We start from the raw sequence: 17,200 nt of genomic DNA on the forward strand, positions 1-17,200 counted from the left end.
TTAGTTTGGAACGAGTGTGGGGTCAAGGCGAATAGGATCGGGTCGTGGAGAAGGTCGACGGGCGGTTGGTGCGGGGTGACCAGACGCGGCGCGCGGTGCTGCGCCGGGCGGTCGACATCGCGTCGGTCGACGGGCTCGAAGGGCTGTCGATCGGGCGGCTGGCGAGTGAGCTCGGGATCAGCAAGAGCGGGCTGTTCGCTCACTTCGGCTCGAAGGAAGAGCTGCAACTCGCGACGATCCGCGCCGCGCGGCGGATCTACGCCGACGCTGTGGTGACGCCGGCGTATGAGGTCGAGCCTGGGCTTGGGCGGTTGTTTGCGCTGAGCGAGAGCTGGCTGGAGTACTCGCGGAGCCGGGTGTTTCCCGGTGGTTGCTTCTTCCAGAAGGTGTCGCATGAGTACGCCGCTCGGGGTGGCGCTGTCCAGGAGGCGCTGGCCGGGGCGCATCAGGAGTGGATGGGGCTCATCGAGAACGTCGTACGCGAGGCGGTTGAGCGTGGCGAGGTGGACGTGGATCCTGCGCAGCTCGCCTTTGATCTGAACGCGTACTACGAGGCGGCCAATCTCGCGTCGATCCTGCACAACGACGAGGCGCCGTACGAGCAGGCTCGTCAGTCCATCCGGGCGCGGCTCGAGTCGGCGCGGGTCGGCAAGTCGCGCTGACTCCTGATCGGGGAGAGCAGCAGAACGAGACCGGCGAGCGGGACTCCGGCTGTGGTGATCCACAGTGCTGGCGTGAGGCCGAGTAGTTGGCCGGCGGTTCCACCGAGGGTCGGGAGGCCCAGTTCGCACAGGAGGAGGGCTCGCGCTGTGCCGAAGCGGGTGGCGAGGCGGCGGCCGATGAAGGCTCCGGCGACTCCACCGCTTGCTGCCGCGGCGACGAATTCAGCCGGTGAGGTCGTCGGAGCGGCCGGCTTCGACGCGGGACCACTGGGAAATGGGGCGTCCGTTGGCGGTCAGGCCGCCGACCTCCCAGGGTTGCGGCCAGCCGGCGGGGGAGTCCTCGTGCTCCTCCTGGCGCCCGTACACCGTGAGGTCCATCAGTGAGTAACTGTTGTCCATCACCTCGACGCCGCGGATGGTCGTCCACCAGGTCTCGAACACCCGGTCGCCGTCGCGGACGTAGCAGACGAGATGCATCATCCCGATCCGGCGCCCGACCAGGAGTTGGTCGAGCGAGGCCTCGGCCGAGTACCACGGCATCGTCCAGCCCATGAAGTCGTGGTAGCGGCGGCTTTCGTCGTACGGGCCCTGGCAGAACACGGCGTACGTGATGTCGCGGGAGTGCAGGTAGGAGAGTTCGGAGACGTGGCCGTTGCACCACGTGCAGCCCTGGCATTGCTCGGCCGCGGGATGGCCGGGGTGCCACATGAAGTAGTAGGCGATGAGTTGCCGACGGCCTTCGAACGCGTCGAGCAGGGTGAGCGGCCCTTTGGGTCCGATCAGTTGGATGCTCGCGTCCACTTCGACCATGGGCAGTCGGCGGCGGGCCGCAGCGATCGCATCACCTTCGTGGGTGTGCGCTTTCTCCCGGACCCGCAGTTCCGCTAGCTCTGCTTCGAAGGTCTCCCGGTCGACGACCGAAGGGAGGCTGGTGGCCGTGCTGGCGTCCGTCATGACGGCTTCCTGTCGTTGCTTCTCGTTCTCGGTCATGATCGGGACGTCGGAGCCGGTTCGTCGGTCTCGACCTGGCCCTGTGCTCTTTCCGGGTTCCCTCGGTGGTGTTCACGAAACTGTCGGTGGCGGCGGTTACTGTGAGCGGTAATGAGGAAGCAGCATGAGTGGTACGACGAGCATGACGCCGAGCGATGGGTGGCTGAGCCGGTCAAGCGGCCGGGGCGGACGGCCTTCGCTCGCGACCGTGCGCGCGTACTGCACAGTGCCGCCCTGCGACGGCTGGCGGCCAAGACGCAGGTGGTGACGGCCGGTAGTGACGACTTTGTCCGCAACCGGCTGACGCACAGTCTCGAGGTCGCGCAGATCGGCCGGGAGCTGGCCTTGACGCTCGGGTGCGATCCCGACATCGTCGACGCGGCCTGCCTGTCGCACGATCTCGGGCATCCACCCTTCGGGCACAACGGCGAGCGAGCGCTCGATCAGGTCGCGGCTGAGATCGGTGGGTTCGAGGGCAACGCACAGACCTTGCGACTCCTGACCCGGCTGGAGTCGAAGACCTTTGACGCCGACGGTCGCAGCGTGGGCCTCAACCTCAGCCGAGCCACGCTCGACGCGGCGACGAAGTACCCATGGCCGAGGCGTGCCGGCGAGCGGAAGTTCGGTGTGTACGACGACGATCTGGCCGTCTTCGAGTGGTTGCGCCAGGGGGTCGGCGAGCGGCGTTGTCTGGAGGCGCAGGTGATGGACTTCGCCGACGACGTGGCCTATTCGGTGCACGACGTCGAGGACGGGATCGTTGCCCATCACATCGATCTCGCCGCGGTCGGCGCGGACCGGGCGCAGTACTGGGAGATCGTCCGGCGGCTGTATTTGCCGGAGGCAACAGATGCGGAGCTGGACGACGGGTGGCGGCGGCTGACCGAATTGCCGTACTGGCCGAGTGCGGCGTTCGACGACAGCCGGCGGGCGCTCGGCGGGTTGAAGGATCTGACCAGTCAGCTGATCGGCCGGTTCTGTACGGCGGCCGAGCAGGCGACGCACGCGGTGTTCGGCCGGTCACGACTGATCCGATACGAGGCGGACCTGGTCGTCCCGGACGGCATCGGCGTCGAGATCGGGCTGCTCAAGGGCGTCGGGATGTTCCACGTGCTGAACTCACCGGAACGCCAGGCCCGGCGCGCGTCCCAGCGTGAGCTGCTCACCGAACTGGTCGAGGCCCTGTGGAAATCGGCCCCGGTGCACCTCGATGCTGCCTTCAAAGCCGACTTCACCGAAGCAACCGACGACCGCGCCCGCCTCCGCGTCATCGTCGACCAGGTCGCCTCCCTCACCGACCCATCAGCCCAGGCCTGGCACGCGCAGCTCATCAACTGACCGCCGCGCCGGCCCGCCTGCGGTGCGGGTCGGCGCGGGCAACGGCTGGGTTAGTTGATGGTGGTGAAGGGGAGGTCTAGGCCTAGTTGGTAATAGCTGGGCTTGTTGGTTTGGCGGATTTGGTCGAGTTCGGCGGCGGAGAGGGCGCGGCGGTAGACGCGGACCTCGTCGACTGTGCCGTGGAAGCGGTTGACCCCATCCACCCGCTGGCCGACGTGGATGCCTTGGACACCGAATTCCTTGCCGGCTGTTACCGAACCGGGTGGGGCGGTGGCTGAGCCGACCTCGATGCCGTCGACGATCAGTTTGAGTTTGCCATCGGCGCGTTGCAGGACGACGTGGTGCCATTGGTTGTCGTTGTACGCGGAGGCCGACTGCACGGTGATGTTGAAGCGATCGACCGCGAGCAGCGCGCGGATCCGGTTGCTTTCCGGTTCGGCTCGGAGCCAGACCTGGGGTGTCGTGCCGGACCCGGTGCGGTAGGCCCACAGGATGGCGTGTGATCCGGTGGTGTCGCCGTACTTGATCCACGTCATCAGGGTGAAATCGTCTGCGCCGAGGTCGATCGAACGGTCGAACGGCACCTCGACCCGATCGTCGACACCGTCCAGCGCGAGTCCGCTCCCGAACTTGCCTTCGGCAACTGTCGCCCCGCCGCGCACGTACGCCGGGTTGTGCGCCGGACCGACGTCAGGTGTCAACGGGCCTGGAGCGGGCGGGCCGGGGATGCCCGGGGGAGTGCCGTTCGGCGTTGCGAGGTAGGCCTCGTTGAAGCGCGCGTACCGGATCGTCTCGTACGGCGTCGCGACGCCCGCCTCGTAGAGCAGGGCCGCCTGGTCGCCGTCGAGCCGGACCATGTCCGAGTACGCCGTCGGTCCCCACCAGAACACCTTGCCCTGCTGCCAGGTGTCCCAGGTCCGCGCTTCGTCGTAGGACGATCGGATTGTCATCACTTCGCGGGCGGCCGGGTGAGCCGGTGCGGAGAACAGGATCCGGTTGCGCCGGTCGCCCTCGTTGCGGGCGCTGAAGCGGAGCAGGGAGCCCTGGACATCGGGCATCACGAGTTTGGGCAGGGTCTTGAAGGGGGCATCGAAGGTCTCGCCACCGTCGCTGCTGATCGCGTACGCGCGGTTGCCGGGGTCGGTGCCGCGTTCGCGGGCCAGGGCGTAGATGCGGCCGTCGGTCAGCTCGATCACGGTGACTTCTTGGGCGATCACCGTGCCGTCGTCGCGGGAGGTGGTCGCGCCGATGTGCCAGGTCTCGCCGGAGTCGTCGCTGTAGAGCAGGTGGGTGCCGTAGACGTGCGGGCCGACACCGTCGTACGTCTCGAAGTTGGCGCCGACAATCAGACGACCGGCATGTTGACCGTGCTGGAGCTGGATGCCGTGCATCGGGCCGGTCGCGTACCAGAAGTTCCAGCTCGGCAGCTTGCCTTCGGTCATTTCGCGCGGTGCCGTCCAGGTCGCGCCGAAGTTGTCGCTGGTCTGGACGTAGGGGTCGCGCTCGCAGCCGTTCGGGCACGGGTCGGGTCCGTTGTGGGTGGTGACGAGGACAATCCGGCCGGTCCGATTGTCGACAATTGGAACCGGGTTGCCTTGCGTACTGCCGTTGCCTTCGGATACCACCTGCAGCGGTCCCCACGTCTTGCCGTCGTCGGACGATCTCCGCAGTACGACGTCGATGTCGCCGTCGTCACCGCAGTCCGCGACCCGGCCCTCGGCGAAGGCGAGCACGGTGCCGTTGGTCGCCCGCACGATCGCCGGGATCCGGAAGCACGCGTACCCGTTCGTCTTCTGCTGGAACAAGACATTGTCGTCAACAAACGGCGCCGACTCGGTTGCCGCGGCCGGCGATGCCTGTTGGCTCGTCGGGTTCGCCGCGCTCGAGGCGGCGGATGCCGCGGTCGGTGGTGACTCCGGGACAGGGCGCGCGGAGGCTGGTGGGGAGGCGCCGACGGTTGCCAGCAGTGCGCCGGCGGCGAGCAGGGCGGCGGTCGCGAGGCGACCTGGAGTGGTCTTGCGCATGACACTCTCCCTGGGCGGAGGTAATAGGACGTGGGATGTCCTCCGACAAGGTAACGACCTGGCCGGGGTGCGGCAAGAGTTCAGGACGCGGCTGTGCCAGCGCGGGCGATCCGGAGGCGGACGTCGCGGAAGTGGAGGCGCATCGCGTCGCGGGCGGCGGTGGCGTCGCGGGTCCGGAGGGCGGTGACGATCCGGCGGTGGTTTGCGACGATGGCCTCGGTGCGGTCGACCGGCTCGCCGAGGATGTGCTCGACGTCGTGGTACGTGTCCCAGAACAGGCCGATCAGCTGCAGCACCAGTTCGTTGCCGCAGTTCTCGTAGAGCAGTGCATGGAAGGCCCGATCCGCACCCGGGTCGTGGGCCATCGCCGTGACGAGGGCATCCAGCGCGGAAAGCCTTGCCTCGCTGGGTCCTGCCGTCGCGACCTCGCCGATCAGCCCGTACTCGAGCAGTTCGCGGACCTCGACCAGATCGTGCAGTGCACGGACGCCTTGGCCGGCACGGGAACGGATCCGGAACGCCAGCGACGCGGACAACGACCGCAGCTCGGCCTGCCCGACGAAGGTGCCGTAGCCGTGCCGGATGTCGACGATGCCGAGTGCTTGCAGTGCCCGGATCGCTTCGCGGACGCTGTTCCGGCTGGCGCCGAGCAGGTCCATCAGTTGCGGCTCGGTCGGCATCGCCGCGCCCGGTTCGAGGCCGCGCTCGTGGATCAGTTCGACGATCCGCTCTTCCAGGGCTGCCCCCGGCCGCATCCGCATCGCGCCTCCTGTGCCGGTCGCCGGGGAGCCGGAGAGCCGGCGATTCCGCGCAAATCTACACCGGGTCACCCCTTGACCGGCTGAAACCGGTGTCCTACGGTCCATGGACATCCTACGTCCTATGTCCACAGGGACACATCCGCCTCAGGAGTTCGTGATGGCACCAGCCAAGCTCACCCGCCGTACCCTGCTGACCGGAACGGCCGCTGCCGCCGGGCTCGCCTTGGCCGGCTGCTCGTCCAGTACCGACGAGGCGGCGGCGCCGCCGAGCCGCAAACCGGGCGAGAAGATCACCCTGGCCTTCTGGTCCTGGGTGCCCGGCATCGAGAAGTCGGTCGACCTCTGGAACAGCAAGAATCCGGAAGTCCAGGTCAAGCTGGAGAAGGTGATCGCCGGCAACAAGGGCGCCTATCCGAAGATGTTCGCCGCCCTGAAGGCCGGGAACCCGCCGGATCTCGGCCAGGTCGAGTACCAGCAGATCCCCTCCTTCCTGCTGGAGGAGGGCCTGACCGACCTCACCAAGCTGGGGATCAACGACCACGCCGGCAAGTTCGTCGACTGGCAATGGCAGCAGGGCGTCTTCGGTGATGGGGTGTACGCCGTACCGCAGGCATCCGGGCCGATGGGGATGTACTACCGCGAGGACCGCTTCAAGGCCTGGGGTGTGCAGCCGCCGACGACGTGGGACGAGTTCGAGACCGCCGCCCGGGCGATCCGCAAGGCGGACCCGAAGTCGTACATCTGCAGCTTCCCGCCCACTTCCGGCGGCTGGTTCAGCGCGATGAGCTGGCAGGCCGGCGCGAAGTGGTTCGATGTCCGCGGTGACGACTGGGTGGTGAACATCGACTCGGAGCAGACCCGCCAGGTGGCGACGTACTGGGAGAAGCTGATCCGGGCGGACCTGGTCAAGCCCGAGCCTGACCAGCAGAGCGGCTGGTTCGCCGAGGTCCAGGCCGGCACGATCGGCTGCTGGGTCGCCGCGCAGTGGGGTGACGCGATCCTGGCCGGCAACGCCGCGAACACGTCCGGCAAATGGAGAGTCGCGCAGATGCCGCAATGGGATCTGGCTAAGCCGGCCAGTTCGAACTGGGGCGGCTCGAGCACGGCGGTCCTCAACGGCTCCAAGTATCCGAAGGAGGCGCTGGAGTTCGCGCTCTGGCTGAACACCGATCCAGCCAGCGTGGACCTGCTGATCCAGGGCGGCTACGGCTGGCCCGCGGCGAAGGACGCGTTCAGCGGCTCGGCGCTCGACAAGCCCAGCCCGTTCTTCGGGAACGCGAAGTACAACGAGGTGTTCGCCAAGTCCGACCAGCTGATCGACAAGAGCTGGAAGTGGATCCCGACCATCAGCGACACCCACCGGCACCTCGGAGACGCGATCACCGCGGCGATCGCGAAGAAGACGTCGTTCGCCGACGCGATCGCAACGGTCCAGCAGCAGACCGTTGCAGATCTGACGGCCAAGGGTTTGAAGGTGGCCACTGCGTGAGGCGCCACCGCACTCTCGCCGTACTAGCGCTGCTCGGGCCGTTCTGCCTGCTCTTCGCGGGCTGCTTCCTCGCGCCGATCGGGTACGCGCTCTATCAGAGTCTGCTGAAGGTCGAGCGGAGCGGTCCGCTCGGCCTTGGCAGTGATCGGTCGGTCTTCGCCGGGGCGGCCAACTACGCGGCCGCGCTGCGCGATGACGAGTTCACCGGCAGCGTCGTACGGGTGCTGCTGTTCGGCGTCGTACAGGTCCCGCTGATGATCGTGCTCGCGGTGGTACTGGCGTTGTTGCTGGAATCGGCGTCGGCGCGCTGGGTGCCGTTCTTCCGCTCGGCGTTCTTCCTGCCGCACGGCGTGCCGGGCGTGATCGCGTCGATCCTCTGGGGCTTTCTGTACGTCCCCGGGATCAGCCCGATCGTGAAGCTGCTGGACGACCTCGGCCTGCAGGTGAACTTCCTGTCGAGCGGCACGGTGCTGTGGTCGATCGCGAACATCGTGACCTGGCAGTTCGCCGGCTACAACATGCTGATCGTCATCGCGCAGCTCAAGGCTGTGCGGCTGGAGCTCTACGAAGCAGCCAAGATCGACGGGGCCAATGCCTGGCAGCTGGCCCGGTATCTCAAGCTGCCGATGGCCCGCCCGGCCATCGTGCTGACCACGGTGTTCTCGATCATCGGCACGCTGCAGCTGTTCTCCGAGCCGCTCGTACTGCGGCCGTTGACAGTCGCGGTCAACGACACCTACACGCCGAACCTGAACGCCTACACGCAGGCCTTCGTCAACAACAACTACAACCTGGCCGCAGCTGAGGCCGTCCTCCTCGCGCTGGTCGCCTGCGTGCTCTCGTTCGGATTCCTCCGCCTGGTCGGACGGCAGGAGGACGAATGAAGTACCGCATCATCGTCGCCTCCTTGCTCGCCGTAGCGGCCGTCTACTTCCTTGTCCCGGTCTACTGGTTGGTGCTGGCGGCAACCAAGGACACGACCGGACTGTTCGGGTCGAACGGTTTCTGGTTCGCCGATCCGCATCCGATCCGCTACCTGCGGATGGTGCTTGACTATGACAACGGCATCTACGGCCGCTGGATCCTGAACAGCATCCTGTACGCCGGAGTCGGTGCGACCGCGGCGACGTTGCTCTCCTCGGCCGCCGGTTACGCGCTGGCCAAGTTCAGCTTCCCCGGTCGCGAGACGGTGTTCAACGTCGTACTGGCCGGGGTGCTGATTCCGGCGACCGCGCTGGCGCTGCCGCTCTACCTGCTGTTCAACAAGATCGGGCTGACCAACTCGTACGCCGCGGTGCTGATCCCGTGCATGGTGTCGCCGTTCGGGGTGTATCTGTGCCGGATCTATGCCGCTGCCGCCGTACCCGACGGCCTGCTGGAGGCGGCGCGGATCGACGGAGCGGGGGAATTGGCGATCTTCGGGCGGATCGTGCTGCGGGTGATGACGCCGGCGCTGGTGACCGTCTTTCTGTTCCAGTTCGTCGGCATCTGGAACAACTTCTTCCTGCCGTTGGTGATGTTGTCGGATCAGAAGCTCTATCCGGTGACGCTGGGGCTGACCTCGTGGCACGGGTACACCGACCGGGCGCCGATCCTCTACCAGCTCACTGTCGGCGGCGCTCTGCTGTCCGTGATCCCGCTGATGATCCTGATGGTCGTTCTGCAGCGGTACTGGCGCTCCGGCCTGACTCAAGGAAGCTTGAAGGTCTAATCTCGGTGGCATGACTGATGCAGAGCAGATCGTCATCGTCGGCGCGAGCCTCGCGGGTGCGACCGCGGCCGAGACGCTCCGGTCGGAGGGATGGACCGGCGGCATCGTGCTCATCGGCAGCGAGAATCAGTTGCCGTACGAGCGACCACCGCTGTCCAAGGGTGTCCTGCTCGGCAAGGACCAGCCCGACGTCGCGCAACTGCACGACCAGCAGTGGTACGACGACAACAGCATCGAGCTCCGGCTCGGGACAACCGTCACCGCGATCGACAGCGCCACGCACACGATCACGCTGGACGACGGCTCGACTGTGTCCTACGGCAAGCTGCTGATTGCGACCGGCAGCCGGGTGCGTCGTCTCGACGTACCGGGTGGTGACCTCGCCGGCATCAACTACCTGCGCACGATCGAGGAGTCGCAGGCGCTGACGGAGGCGTACGCCGCCAAGCCGAGGGTGGTCGTGGTCGGCGCGGGCTGGATCGGTCTGGAGGCTGGGGCGGCCGCGCGTGAGCGTGGTTGTGAGGTGACGGTTGTCGAGCCGCAGTCGACGGCGCTGGCCGCCGTACTGGGTGAGCAGGTGGGGGAGCTGTTCGCCGACCTGCACCGGCAGCACGGGGTAGACCTTCGGTTCGATACCGGGGTGGACGGGTTCGAGGGAACCGACAAGGTGACCGGGGTTCGGACCTCCGGCGGCGAGGTGATCCCGGCGGACCTGGTGATCGTCGGCGTCGGCGTACAGCCGAACACCGAGTTGGCGTCGGACGCAGGCATCGAGGTCGCCACCCGCGAGAACGGCTCCGGGATCATCACCGGAGCGGACCTGCAGACCTCTGTCTCGCATGTCTATGCGGCGGGCGACGTGGTGCAGTGGGACCACCCGCTGTTCGGCCGGTTTGTCCGGGTCGAGCACTGGCAGAACGCGAAGGACACCGGGAAGTCTGTCGCGAAGTCGATGCTCGGGCAGGAGGTTGCGCACGACGCGATCCCGTTCTTCTTCACCGACCAGTACGACCTCGGGATGGAGTACGCCGGTTACGTCCCGCGCGGGGCGTCCTACGAGGTGGTGCTGCGCGGTGATCCGGCCTCGGGTGCGTATCTGGCCTTCTGGCTCGACGACGACCGTCGGCTGTTGGCGGGGATGCACGTCAACACGTGGGGTGCGATCGACGCCGTACAGGAGCTGATCCGGGCTCAGAAGCAGCTCGATCCGGCCCGGCTGGCCGACACCTCGGTGGAGCTGTCCGACGTGTAGCTCGGCGGGGTTCCTTGCCACTTGCTGGATTCCTTGCCGATGATCGTAGACTCACGGGGTGGCAGGCCGGATCAAGGACGAGGACATCGCGCTGGTGCGCGAGCGGGCCCGGATCGACGACGTCGTCGGCTCCTACGTGACCTTGAAGAACGCCGGCGGGGGATCGCTGAAGGGGCTGTGCCCGTTCCACGACGAGAAGTCACCGTCGTTCAACGTCACCCCGGCCCGCGGGTTCTTCTACTGCTTCGGCTGCCAAGAGGGCGGCGACGTCATCGACTTCATCCAGAAGATCGACCAGATCAGCTTCTCCGAGGCGGTCGAGACGCTGGCCGCGAAGGTCGGTATCCAGCTCCGGTACGAGGACTCCGGCGCCCCGATCCAGCGCGGCCCCTCCAACCAGCGCCCGCGGCTGGTCGAGGCGCACAAGGTCGCGGCCGAGTTCTACGTCGAGCAGCTGTTCGGCGCGGCCGATGCGACGCTCGGCAGGCAGTTCCTGGACAAGCGCGGCTTCGACCGGGACGCCGCCGTACATTTCGGGGTCGGATTCTCTCCACGTGGTGGTGAGGCGCTGACGTCGTACCTGCGGAGTCGCGGCTTCAGCAATGCCGAGCTGGTCGCGTCCGGGCTCTCGGCGGAGGGGCAGCGCGGTCTGTACGACCGGTTCCGCGGCCGGCTGATGTGGCCGATCCGGGACGCCTCGTCGGACGTGATCGGCTTCGGCGCCCGGCGGCTCTTCGACGACGACAAGATCGAAGCCAAATACCTGAACACCCCCGAGACCCCGATCTACAAGAAGTCCAAGGTCCTGTACGGCGTCGACCTCGCCCGCCGCGAGATCGCGAAGGGCCGGCAGGCCGTGGTGGTCGAGGGCTACACGGACGTGATGGCGTGCCACCTGGCCGGCGTGCAGACGGCTGTCGCGACGTGTGGTACGTCGTTCGGCGACGACCACGCGCGAGTGCTGCGGCAGCTCCTGCTCGACCACGACCAGTTCCGCGGCGAGGTGATCTTCACCTTCGACGGTGACGAGGCCGGGCAGCGGGCGGCGCTGAAGGCGTTCGCCGGTGACCAGGCGTTCGCTTCGCAGACGTACGTCGCGGTGGAGCCGGACGGGCTCGATCCGTGCGACCTGCGGTTGCAGAAGGGCGACGCCGCAGTCCGGGAACTGATCGGCCGACGGGTTCCGCTGTACCGGTTCGTGCTGTCGAACGTGCTGTCGAAGTACGACCTGGATCGCGCCGACACCCGGATCGACGCGCTGCGCGACGCCGCGCGGCTGGTGGTGAGCATCCGGGACCGGTCGAAGGTGGACGCGTTCACCCGCGAGCTGGCCGGACATCTGGGGATGGAGGTCGACCAGGTACGCACGGAGGTTCACCGGGCCGCGTCGCGACCTGCTGCTGCTCCTTCTGGACCTGCTGAGCGCGGGCCGGTCGTCGTACAGACGGAAGCTCCGGCTGCTCCGCCGAAGGTTGATGTGCCGTCGCCGCGGGACCAGCGGTTCGTGATCGAGTGGGACGTGCTGAAGGTCGCGATGCAGCACCCGCTGCTGGTCGGTGTCGCCTTCGACGAGCTGGATGATCACGACTTCACCCATCCGTGGCTGGCCGCCGTACGGGCTGCAATGGCGAAGGCTGGTGGGCCTTCGGCGGCTCCGGCGGGTGAGGCGTGGGTGGTCGCCGTACGCGATGCCATTGGCAACGATCCGGCGGCCGCGGTGGTCAGTGCGCTGGCCGTCGATCCGTTGCGGTTGGGTCGCGAGCCGGACGAGTCGTACGCGCTGGCGTTGCTGGCGCGACTGCAAGAGCTGACCTGCGCCCGCCGCATCCAGGACCTCAAGTCCAAACTCCAGCGAACCAACCCCATCGACCGAGCCGACGACTACAACCGCATGTTCGGCGAACTCATAGCCCTCGAGGCCTACCGCGCCGAACTCCGCAAACGAGCCATCTCCGGCGCCCTCTAACCCCTACCGTCCTTAGCGCCGGGGAACTCGCGAGAAGAGGCGAACCGGTGTGGGTCAGGTCTCGCGCCAGGTTTCGGCGAATGCGAGGGCCGCGGAGCTGCCGAACCATCCTTCCGGTTGGTGGATCTCGCCGTGTGCCGTGATGCCGTTGATTCGGACCTCGGCTGCGGCGCATGGGCAGGCGACGGCTGAGGTCTCGAAGCCGGTGAGGTGGGTTGTCACCTGGAAGCAATCGAGCACGTCGCGCCATTCGAGTTCGATCGTGGTGGTGGCGGCGACGCAGGTGATCCGGTGGAACTGGTCGCCGCCGGGGAGCTCGGCGAACCTGGCCGGGATCGGCGGCCCGGTCTCGATGCCGCGGCCACGGATCGTGTCGTAGTCGCGATAGAAGTGCTCCCAGACGTACGCGGCCAGGTCCGGGTTGTCGGTGTAGATCCCGATGGGCGCGCCGGAACCGAGTCCGGACTCGGCGGGATCGGTCCAGATCACCAGCGCGCGACCGGAGCCGACGGGCGAGTATCGCGCTGTCCACATGCTCACCAGGACGACGATGTCGTTGCTGCCTGGGCGATAGAGAATGATCATCGGATTCTCGCCGGCGATCTTGATGCCGCGCTGCGTGATGACCTCGGGCATGCTGTCTCCTGATCTGCTGCGGGCCTCCGGTTAGCTGGTGCCGGTCGCACGCGAGTTGCCTCGAATAGACCCGTCTTGGTTCCCAGAGTGCGCTCCCAAGCTGAACTGCCGAGCATTGGGCTGAGCCGTGACGTGCAAATGGGGGCCGCATGGTCCGCACGCGGCTGTGGCGCAGGTCAAGAGGTAGAAGCACCTCGTAACCTGCGGTGATGCGGGGAGGGCTGGCGGGACTCGAACCCGCGGCCCAGGATTATGAGCGCCACGCCACTTGCCACGCTGGTCAACTTCAGGCTGCGTGAGTTCGGGATTCGGCAGCTCTAGCTGACTGAATCCACTCTGTTTGACGCGATTTCATGTCACGAGTCATGTCACGCGGAGGCCGTCTGCGGCTAGGGGAGGTTCGCTCGCCGCCGCGGTTCGCTCAAGCGATCTCTACGTGCGAGAAGCTGTCCAGCGCGGCCGGAATCGGGTCCAAGGTGTTCAGATGGACCCAAAGACGCCAAACAAACCGAGCGCGAACAAGACCAGCCCAAGCACGACCGCAATGGCATGAGGTAGCGCAATGGGCGGCCAGAGCAAAATGTAGTTCATGACTCCAGGGTCCCCGTTCACAACATCCCAGCGCTTCGGAACTTGCGGCTCCTTCTGCCTGATTCTTGTCGGCTTCAGGCTCAGGAGCACCGCGGTTCGATTGCGTTTCGGATCAACGCCCCAGATCCGCTGCGCCGCAGACGACCAGGCCCAGTCGATGAGCGGCGAGGACGCGAGACCGCCGGCGGTCTTCTCACCGAAGAGCTCGTATGCGAGCGCCTCGATGTCGCCCATGCGGGGGTAGTAACGCATCTGGTGCACCTTGGTAGATACCTCGATGAACCAGAATCCCAGCGCGCCGGCAGCAGCTGCCAGGAAGAGACCGTAGTGATTCTGCTGGAATCCAAGGGCCAGCGTGGCGAACGAGAACGTGACGCCCCAGCTCTTGATCGTCAGAAGGCGCTGGTCGAAGGCGGCGACCGTGTCAGCAAGGCGGCAATACTCCGCCATCAAATCGTCGTGAAACCGATCGCGACTCCCGGCTCCGCTTGGCGTGCTACTCGTCGTCATGGTCCGAGTCCCTCACCTCGTCACGTTCGGACACCCGCGTCGAAGGCGTTACATGCGCCCTAGGATTTCTGACTTCTTGGCATTGAACTCGTCGTCCGATAGGACGCCTGCGTCGCGCAGTTCGCCCAGCTGCTTCAGTTGCGCGAGGTTGTCCGGAGCAGGGGATACCGGCGGATTGCTGCGCTGCACGATCGCGGACTCGATTGCCGTCCGAAGGGCATCGAACTCGGCCATCTGCTTCTTGAGGAAGATCACGCTGTTCTCATCTTTGGCGGCATCCGTAGTCTGCGATCCGAACTTCGACCGCGACTCATTGCCGCCCCCCACCGTGAACTGGATGAAGCCGTTTACCAGTGCGCCGGCGGGCTTCCACTGAACTGCGGAGATGGACGTCATGGGGATGCGCTTCTCGCCCTTGCCGATACTGGCCCGAGCCAGGAATCCAGTCCTCCTGATCGTCACGAAGGCACCGTCCCAGACCACCGTCCCGTTGTGCCCCTTAACCTCCATAGAACCTTTCCCTTCACCAGAGCTGGAGCCGCCGCACTACACAGTGCCCCTTCGCTGGTCTATCGCGCCCGCGGCGGCCGGCGTTACGACGGCCTGTCGGCCGCCACAAAGCGCTGTGGCTACGGGTCGTGTCAGATGTTTCGAATACAGGTTCAGGAACCGCAATCAAGCACGGTCTGGAACACGTGGACACCTCGCTGTGTTGGCGAGATGCCGGTGGGATGCAGCGTCGGAGCGACGCCCGGATTAGAAGGCCGCCGGACCAGGTGGGCAGGAGCCGACTTGAGCCTCAAGAGCCGTCCTGAGTCCGAACCTAATCGACTCCAGAAACTCTGCTACTCGCCAGTTCGTTCCACAATCTGTTCCACAGGCGCCCAAGATCTGATGTCGAGCTGAGCTGGGCTGAGAGGTGCTACCCGACCCGGCCGGCGTGGATCACGACCACTGTGACGATGGCGTCATTGACGTCGTACAGGACGCGGTACCGGCCCACGTGAAGGCGCCGTAGGTCTGGTGAGCCGTATTCGGTTGTGCCCACCGGTCGAGGATCGTCGGCGAGGAGGTCGCCGTGCTGAGGAGCTGTTCCAACCCTGCTGGGTCCTCTTTGAGGAAGCCGGCGGCTTGGTCGAGCGCGCGTTCGCTCCAGATGACTTCGTACGTCACGCCTCAGTCAGGCCCAACCGCTGGCGAACCTCCCGATTCGGGACCGTCCGCAGCGTCCCCTCCGCCTGCTCCGCGCGGTACTGGGCGACCGCGAGGTCGTCTTCGAGGTCGGCCAGCTCCTGGGCGTTGATGATCACCGCGGCTCCCGCGAGTTCGGCCCGGACCGTCAAATCACCAGATCGACTCGGCCTGTGCCATCCGGTAACCCGTGAGGGGACCGTTGCGGTGCCTCAGGTCGTCACTGAGCCTCAGTCAGGCCCAGTGAACGGAATACCTCGTTCGGCACTCCTTGCAGCAGCTCATTGAGGGTGATGTCGAGGGCTCGGCAGAGCAGTACGGCGTCCGCCAGGGTGACCCTGCGTTTGCCGGCCTCGAGTGTCCCGACCACAGGCCTGGACCAGCCGAGCTCGTCGGCGAGGTCCTCCTGGCGCATCCGAGCGCGAGCTCGCGCTGCGCGCACGTTGCCCGCGATCAAAGCGTCCAGATCCTCCGGCTTCACGCCCGCATCCTGCCTGCTCAGTGATCGGTCGTCATGGCGCGAAATCAGGCGTCGTGTAGTCCAAACCTTCTACTCACTCCGATAATGCGCCTTATGCTTGATTTCAGAGCGCCAAGTCAGGAGATCAGTCATGGGCAGCGAGTGGTGGGCGGACCCGCGCGCGGGCGAGATGTGCGTCGAGCACAGGAGCGTGGTGAAGGCGGACAGCCTCGGAAACGGCCGGTACGTGAGCGTGGCGTGCGACTCGCGCTGCCCCCGCCATCCACCGTCCCGGCAACCGCTCCGCGGGACGTCCGAACCAACTCACCGTCGCGATACGCAACCGCGCTTCGGGCCCAGCGACCGGAGTCCGCGCTTGTCAACTATCGACGCGTCTCGAGCCCTCTGGTGTCGCAATCACGCCGGGCAGATGAAACGCTGCGGTGCATGGGGCGCAAGTTGGTGGTGGAGCTAGCCGACGGGACCCGACAGTTCCTTGAACAGGTTCCAGCCGACAACGAGCTTCAGCTTCAGGAGCAGCTGAAGCGATATCCCGAGCTGCTGCCATTGGGAGAGCTGGGGCTGGTAGGCCCAGCCGTCGTTGTAGGGCGCGAATCGAGTCTCGATTCCGGGCGAGTTGATCTTGTTCTGCTAGGCAACGGAGGCGATCTGGCGCTCGTCGAATTCAAGACAGGCCCCCAGAATCCAGACTTCCGAGAATGCCTGGCGCAACTCCTGGACTACGGTTCTGACCTCTGGGGCATGTCCCTGGAGGACTTCGAGACTCGCGTCGCCCAGCAATACTTCAACGGTCCATATTGCCCGCAAGGGACTGTGCCGATCGACGCTTCCCTCGAGCAAGTGCTGACTAGTGCATGGGGCACCGCAGTCGACGACCCCGTGGACTGGCGTGAGCGTCTGCAAGCGCAGCTACGTGATGGCGCCTTTCACTATGTGGCGGTGGCGCAACGCTTCACACCGTCTGTGCTCAGAACTCTGCAGTACCTCAACTCGGCGATGAAGTCGTCGCGGTTCTCCGCAGTCGAGCTCGTACGGTTCAAAGGAGCCGACCATGCCGCGTTCGAGGCACGATTCATGGCCGGCGCCGAACCGGTGAAGGGCCCCACTGGCACCAGCAAGACCGCGCTGGCCGGCGTGGACGAGCTGCTCGCCTCAATCATCGACGACGAGTATCGACACTGCCTACAAGACCTCTTCGAGGCACTGCTGAATCTTGATGGGCTCACCGTCTACTGGGGTACCACCGGGTGCTCACTGCGGGTGGCCATACCCAATCGGAGCCCGCTATCCGTCGGTTGGATCTTTCCCCCAGGCCCGCCACGATGGATGGGGCTCACCGACGTAACACTCGGCTGGTACGAAGATGCGAGCGGACTCGACCTCTCCGGATCAGGCCGCGCTGCCCTCGATGACTACTCCCGACGGCTGGCTGCACTCCCTGGTGCTAGCGAGGCAAAGCCCGCCGTCATCCGCGGATGGACCCTCGCGCCGGGCGCCGTCGTCAGCAACGCCGTACACCTGGAGGCGGCCGTCCGCTCTGTCGTCGCCGCGCTACTGGAGACTGACTGATTCGAATCCTGCAGGTCAGCTCGTGGCGG

General features: G+C 66.2%; 17 protein-coding genes. 8 read left to right on the forward strand and 9 right to left on the reverse strand.

Annotation, left to right across the window (positions count from 1 at the left end; genetic code table 11):
- Positions 1-44: 44 nt before the first annotated feature.
- Positions 45-662, forward strand: coding sequence for a TetR/AcrR family transcriptional regulator (locus EV646_RS26245; RefSeq protein ID WP_132153021.1), 618 nt, complete (start codon positions 45-47; stop codon positions 660-662).
- Between the two features lie 222 nt (positions 663-884).
- Here EV646_RS26245 and EV646_RS26255 read toward each other — a convergent pair whose 3' ends face one another.
- Positions 885-1,652, reverse strand: coding sequence for a DUF899 family protein (locus EV646_RS26255; protein WP_132153023.1), 768 nt, complete (start codon positions 1,650-1,652; stop codon positions 885-887).
- A gap of 111 nt (positions 1,653-1,763) precedes the next feature.
- On the opposite strand from EV646_RS26255, the gene EV646_RS26260 reads away from it, so the two are divergent.
- On the forward strand, positions 1,764-2,990 hold the full coding sequence (locus EV646_RS26260) for a deoxyguanosinetriphosphate triphosphohydrolase (protein WP_132153025.1): 1,227 nt from the start codon (positions 1,764-1,766) through the stop codon (positions 2,988-2,990).
- 50 nt (positions 2,991-3,040) lie between these two features.
- Here the strand turns inward: EV646_RS26260 and EV646_RS26265 are convergent, their stop codons facing one another.
- Positions 3,041-5,014 (reverse strand): sialidase family protein, encoded by a 1,974-nt coding sequence (locus EV646_RS26265; RefSeq protein WP_199237198.1) that lies wholly within the window; start codon positions 5,012-5,014, stop codon positions 3,041-3,043.
- A gap of 80 nt (positions 5,015-5,094) precedes the next feature.
- Complete coding sequence (locus tag EV646_RS26270) at positions 5,095-5,775, reverse strand: FadR/GntR family transcriptional regulator (protein ID WP_132153027.1); 681 nt, start codon at positions 5,773-5,775, stop codon at positions 5,095-5,097.
- A gap of 121 nt (positions 5,776-5,896) precedes the next feature.
- Between EV646_RS26270 and EV646_RS26275 the strand changes: the two genes are divergently transcribed.
- The 5 genes from EV646_RS26275 to dnaG are packed head-to-tail and all read left to right on the forward strand — an operon-like array spanning position 5,897 to position 12,193.
- Entirely contained in the window at positions 5,897-7,264 is a 1,368-nt protein-coding gene (locus EV646_RS26275) for an ABC transporter substrate-binding protein (protein WP_241996332.1), read from the forward strand.
- Positions 7,261-8,148, forward strand: coding sequence for a carbohydrate ABC transporter permease (locus tag EV646_RS26280; protein WP_132153029.1), 888 nt, complete (start codon positions 7,261-7,263; stop codon positions 8,146-8,148). Before EV646_RS26275 ends, EV646_RS26280 begins: the two co-directional genes overlap by 4 nt.
- Entirely contained in the window at positions 8,145-8,975 is an 831-nt protein-coding gene (locus EV646_RS26285; protein ID WP_132153031.1) for a carbohydrate ABC transporter permease, read from the forward strand. Before EV646_RS26280 ends, EV646_RS26285 begins: the two co-directional genes overlap by 4 nt.
- A 10-nt stretch (positions 8,976-8,985) precedes the next feature.
- On the forward strand, positions 8,986-10,227 hold the full coding sequence (locus EV646_RS26290) for an NAD(P)/FAD-dependent oxidoreductase (protein WP_132153033.1): 1,242 nt from the start codon (positions 8,986-8,988) through the stop codon (positions 10,225-10,227).
- Positions 10,228-10,285: 58 nt separating this feature from the next.
- Positions 10,286-12,193, forward strand: coding sequence for a DNA primase (gene dnaG / locus EV646_RS26295; protein ID WP_132153035.1), 1,908 nt, complete (start codon positions 10,286-10,288; stop codon positions 12,191-12,193).
- A 54-nt stretch (positions 12,194-12,247) separates the two neighbouring features.
- On the opposite strand, the gene EV646_RS26300 is transcribed toward dnaG, so the two are convergent.
- The 6 genes from EV646_RS26300 to EV646_RS26325 all read right to left on the reverse strand — a co-directional run bounded on the left by EV646_RS26300 (position 12,248) and on the right by EV646_RS26325 (position 15,602).
- Positions 12,248-12,829 (reverse strand): hypothetical protein, encoded by a 582-nt coding sequence (locus EV646_RS26300; protein ID WP_132153037.1) that lies wholly within the window; start codon positions 12,827-12,829, stop codon positions 12,248-12,250.
- 480 nt (positions 12,830-13,309) lie between these two features.
- Positions 13,310-13,930, reverse strand: coding sequence for a hypothetical protein (locus tag EV646_RS26305; RefSeq protein WP_132153039.1), 621 nt, complete (start codon positions 13,928-13,930; stop codon positions 13,310-13,312).
- A gap of 48 nt (positions 13,931-13,978) precedes the next feature.
- A complete protein-coding gene (locus EV646_RS26310) occupies positions 13,979-14,440 on the reverse strand; it encodes a DUF4429 domain-containing protein (protein WP_132153041.1) in 462 nt (153 codons plus the stop codon).
- A 412-nt stretch (positions 14,441-14,852) separates the two neighbouring features.
- Positions 14,853-14,978: a type II toxin-antitoxin system RelE family toxin gene (locus EV646_RS39520; protein WP_199237199.1), complete on the reverse strand. Its 126-nt coding sequence runs from the start codon at positions 14,976-14,978 to the stop codon at positions 14,853-14,855.
- 121 nt (positions 14,979-15,099) lie between these two features.
- Positions 15,100-15,240, reverse strand: coding sequence for a prevent-host-death family protein (locus tag EV646_RS26320; protein ID WP_132153043.1), 141 nt, complete (start codon positions 15,238-15,240; stop codon positions 15,100-15,102).
- A 101-nt stretch (positions 15,241-15,341) separates the two neighbouring features.
- On the reverse strand, positions 15,342-15,602 hold the full coding sequence (locus EV646_RS26325) for a helix-turn-helix transcriptional regulator (protein ID WP_132153045.1): 261 nt from the start codon (positions 15,600-15,602) through the stop codon (positions 15,342-15,344).
- Positions 15,603-16,028: 426 nt separating this feature from the next.
- On the opposite strand from EV646_RS26325, the gene EV646_RS26330 reads away from it, so the two are divergent.
- A complete protein-coding gene (locus tag EV646_RS26330) occupies positions 16,029-17,171 on the forward strand; it encodes a hypothetical protein (RefSeq protein ID WP_132153047.1) in 1,143 nt (380 codons plus the stop codon).
- Positions 17,172-17,200: the final 29 nt, after the last annotated feature.

Source organism: Kribbella antiqua, from assembly GCF_004345665.1.
GTDB classification, from domain to species: Bacteria; Actinomycetota; Actinomycetes; order Propionibacteriales; family Kribbellaceae; genus Kribbella; species Kribbella antiqua.

Excerpts from the sequence above, each read along its gene's own strand:
- EV646_RS26270 (WP_132153027.1), bottom strand. The coding sequence starts at position 5,775 with ATGCGGATGCGGCCGGGGGCAGCCCTGGAAGAGCGGATCGTCGAACTG.
- EV646_RS26310 (WP_132153041.1), bottom strand. The coding sequence starts at position 14,440 with ATGGAGGTTAAGGGGCACAACGGGACGGTGGTCTGGGACGGTGCCTTC.
- EV646_RS26265 (WP_199237198.1), bottom strand. The coding sequence starts at position 5,014 with ATGCGCAAGACCACTCCAGGTCGCCTCGCGACCGCCGCCCTGCTCGCC.
- EV646_RS26300 (WP_132153037.1), bottom strand. The coding sequence starts at position 12,829 with ATGCCCGAGGTCATCACGCAGCGCGGCATCAAGATCGCCGGCGAGAAT.
- EV646_RS26290 (WP_132153033.1), top strand. The coding sequence starts at position 8,986 with ATGACTGATGCAGAGCAGATCGTCATCGTCGGCGCGAGCCTCGCGGGT.
- EV646_RS26305 (WP_132153039.1), bottom strand. The coding sequence starts at position 13,930 with ATGACGACGAGTAGCACGCCAAGCGGAGCCGGGAGTCGCGATCGGTTT.
- EV646_RS26330 (WP_132153047.1), top strand. The coding sequence starts at position 16,029 with ATGGGGCGCAAGTTGGTGGTGGAGCTAGCCGACGGGACCCGACAGTTC.
- EV646_RS26260 (WP_132153025.1), top strand. The coding sequence starts at position 1,764 with ATGAGGAAGCAGCATGAGTGGTACGACGAGCATGACGCCGAGCGATGG.
- EV646_RS26275 (WP_241996332.1), top strand. The coding sequence starts at position 5,897 with ATGTCCACAGGGACACATCCGCCTCAGGAGTTCGTGATGGCACCAGCC.
- EV646_RS26255 (WP_132153023.1), bottom strand. The coding sequence starts at position 1,652 with ATGACCGAGAACGAGAAGCAACGACAGGAAGCCGTCATGACGGACGCC.
- EV646_RS26285 (WP_132153031.1), top strand. The coding sequence starts at position 8,145 with ATGAAGTACCGCATCATCGTCGCCTCCTTGCTCGCCGTAGCGGCCGTC.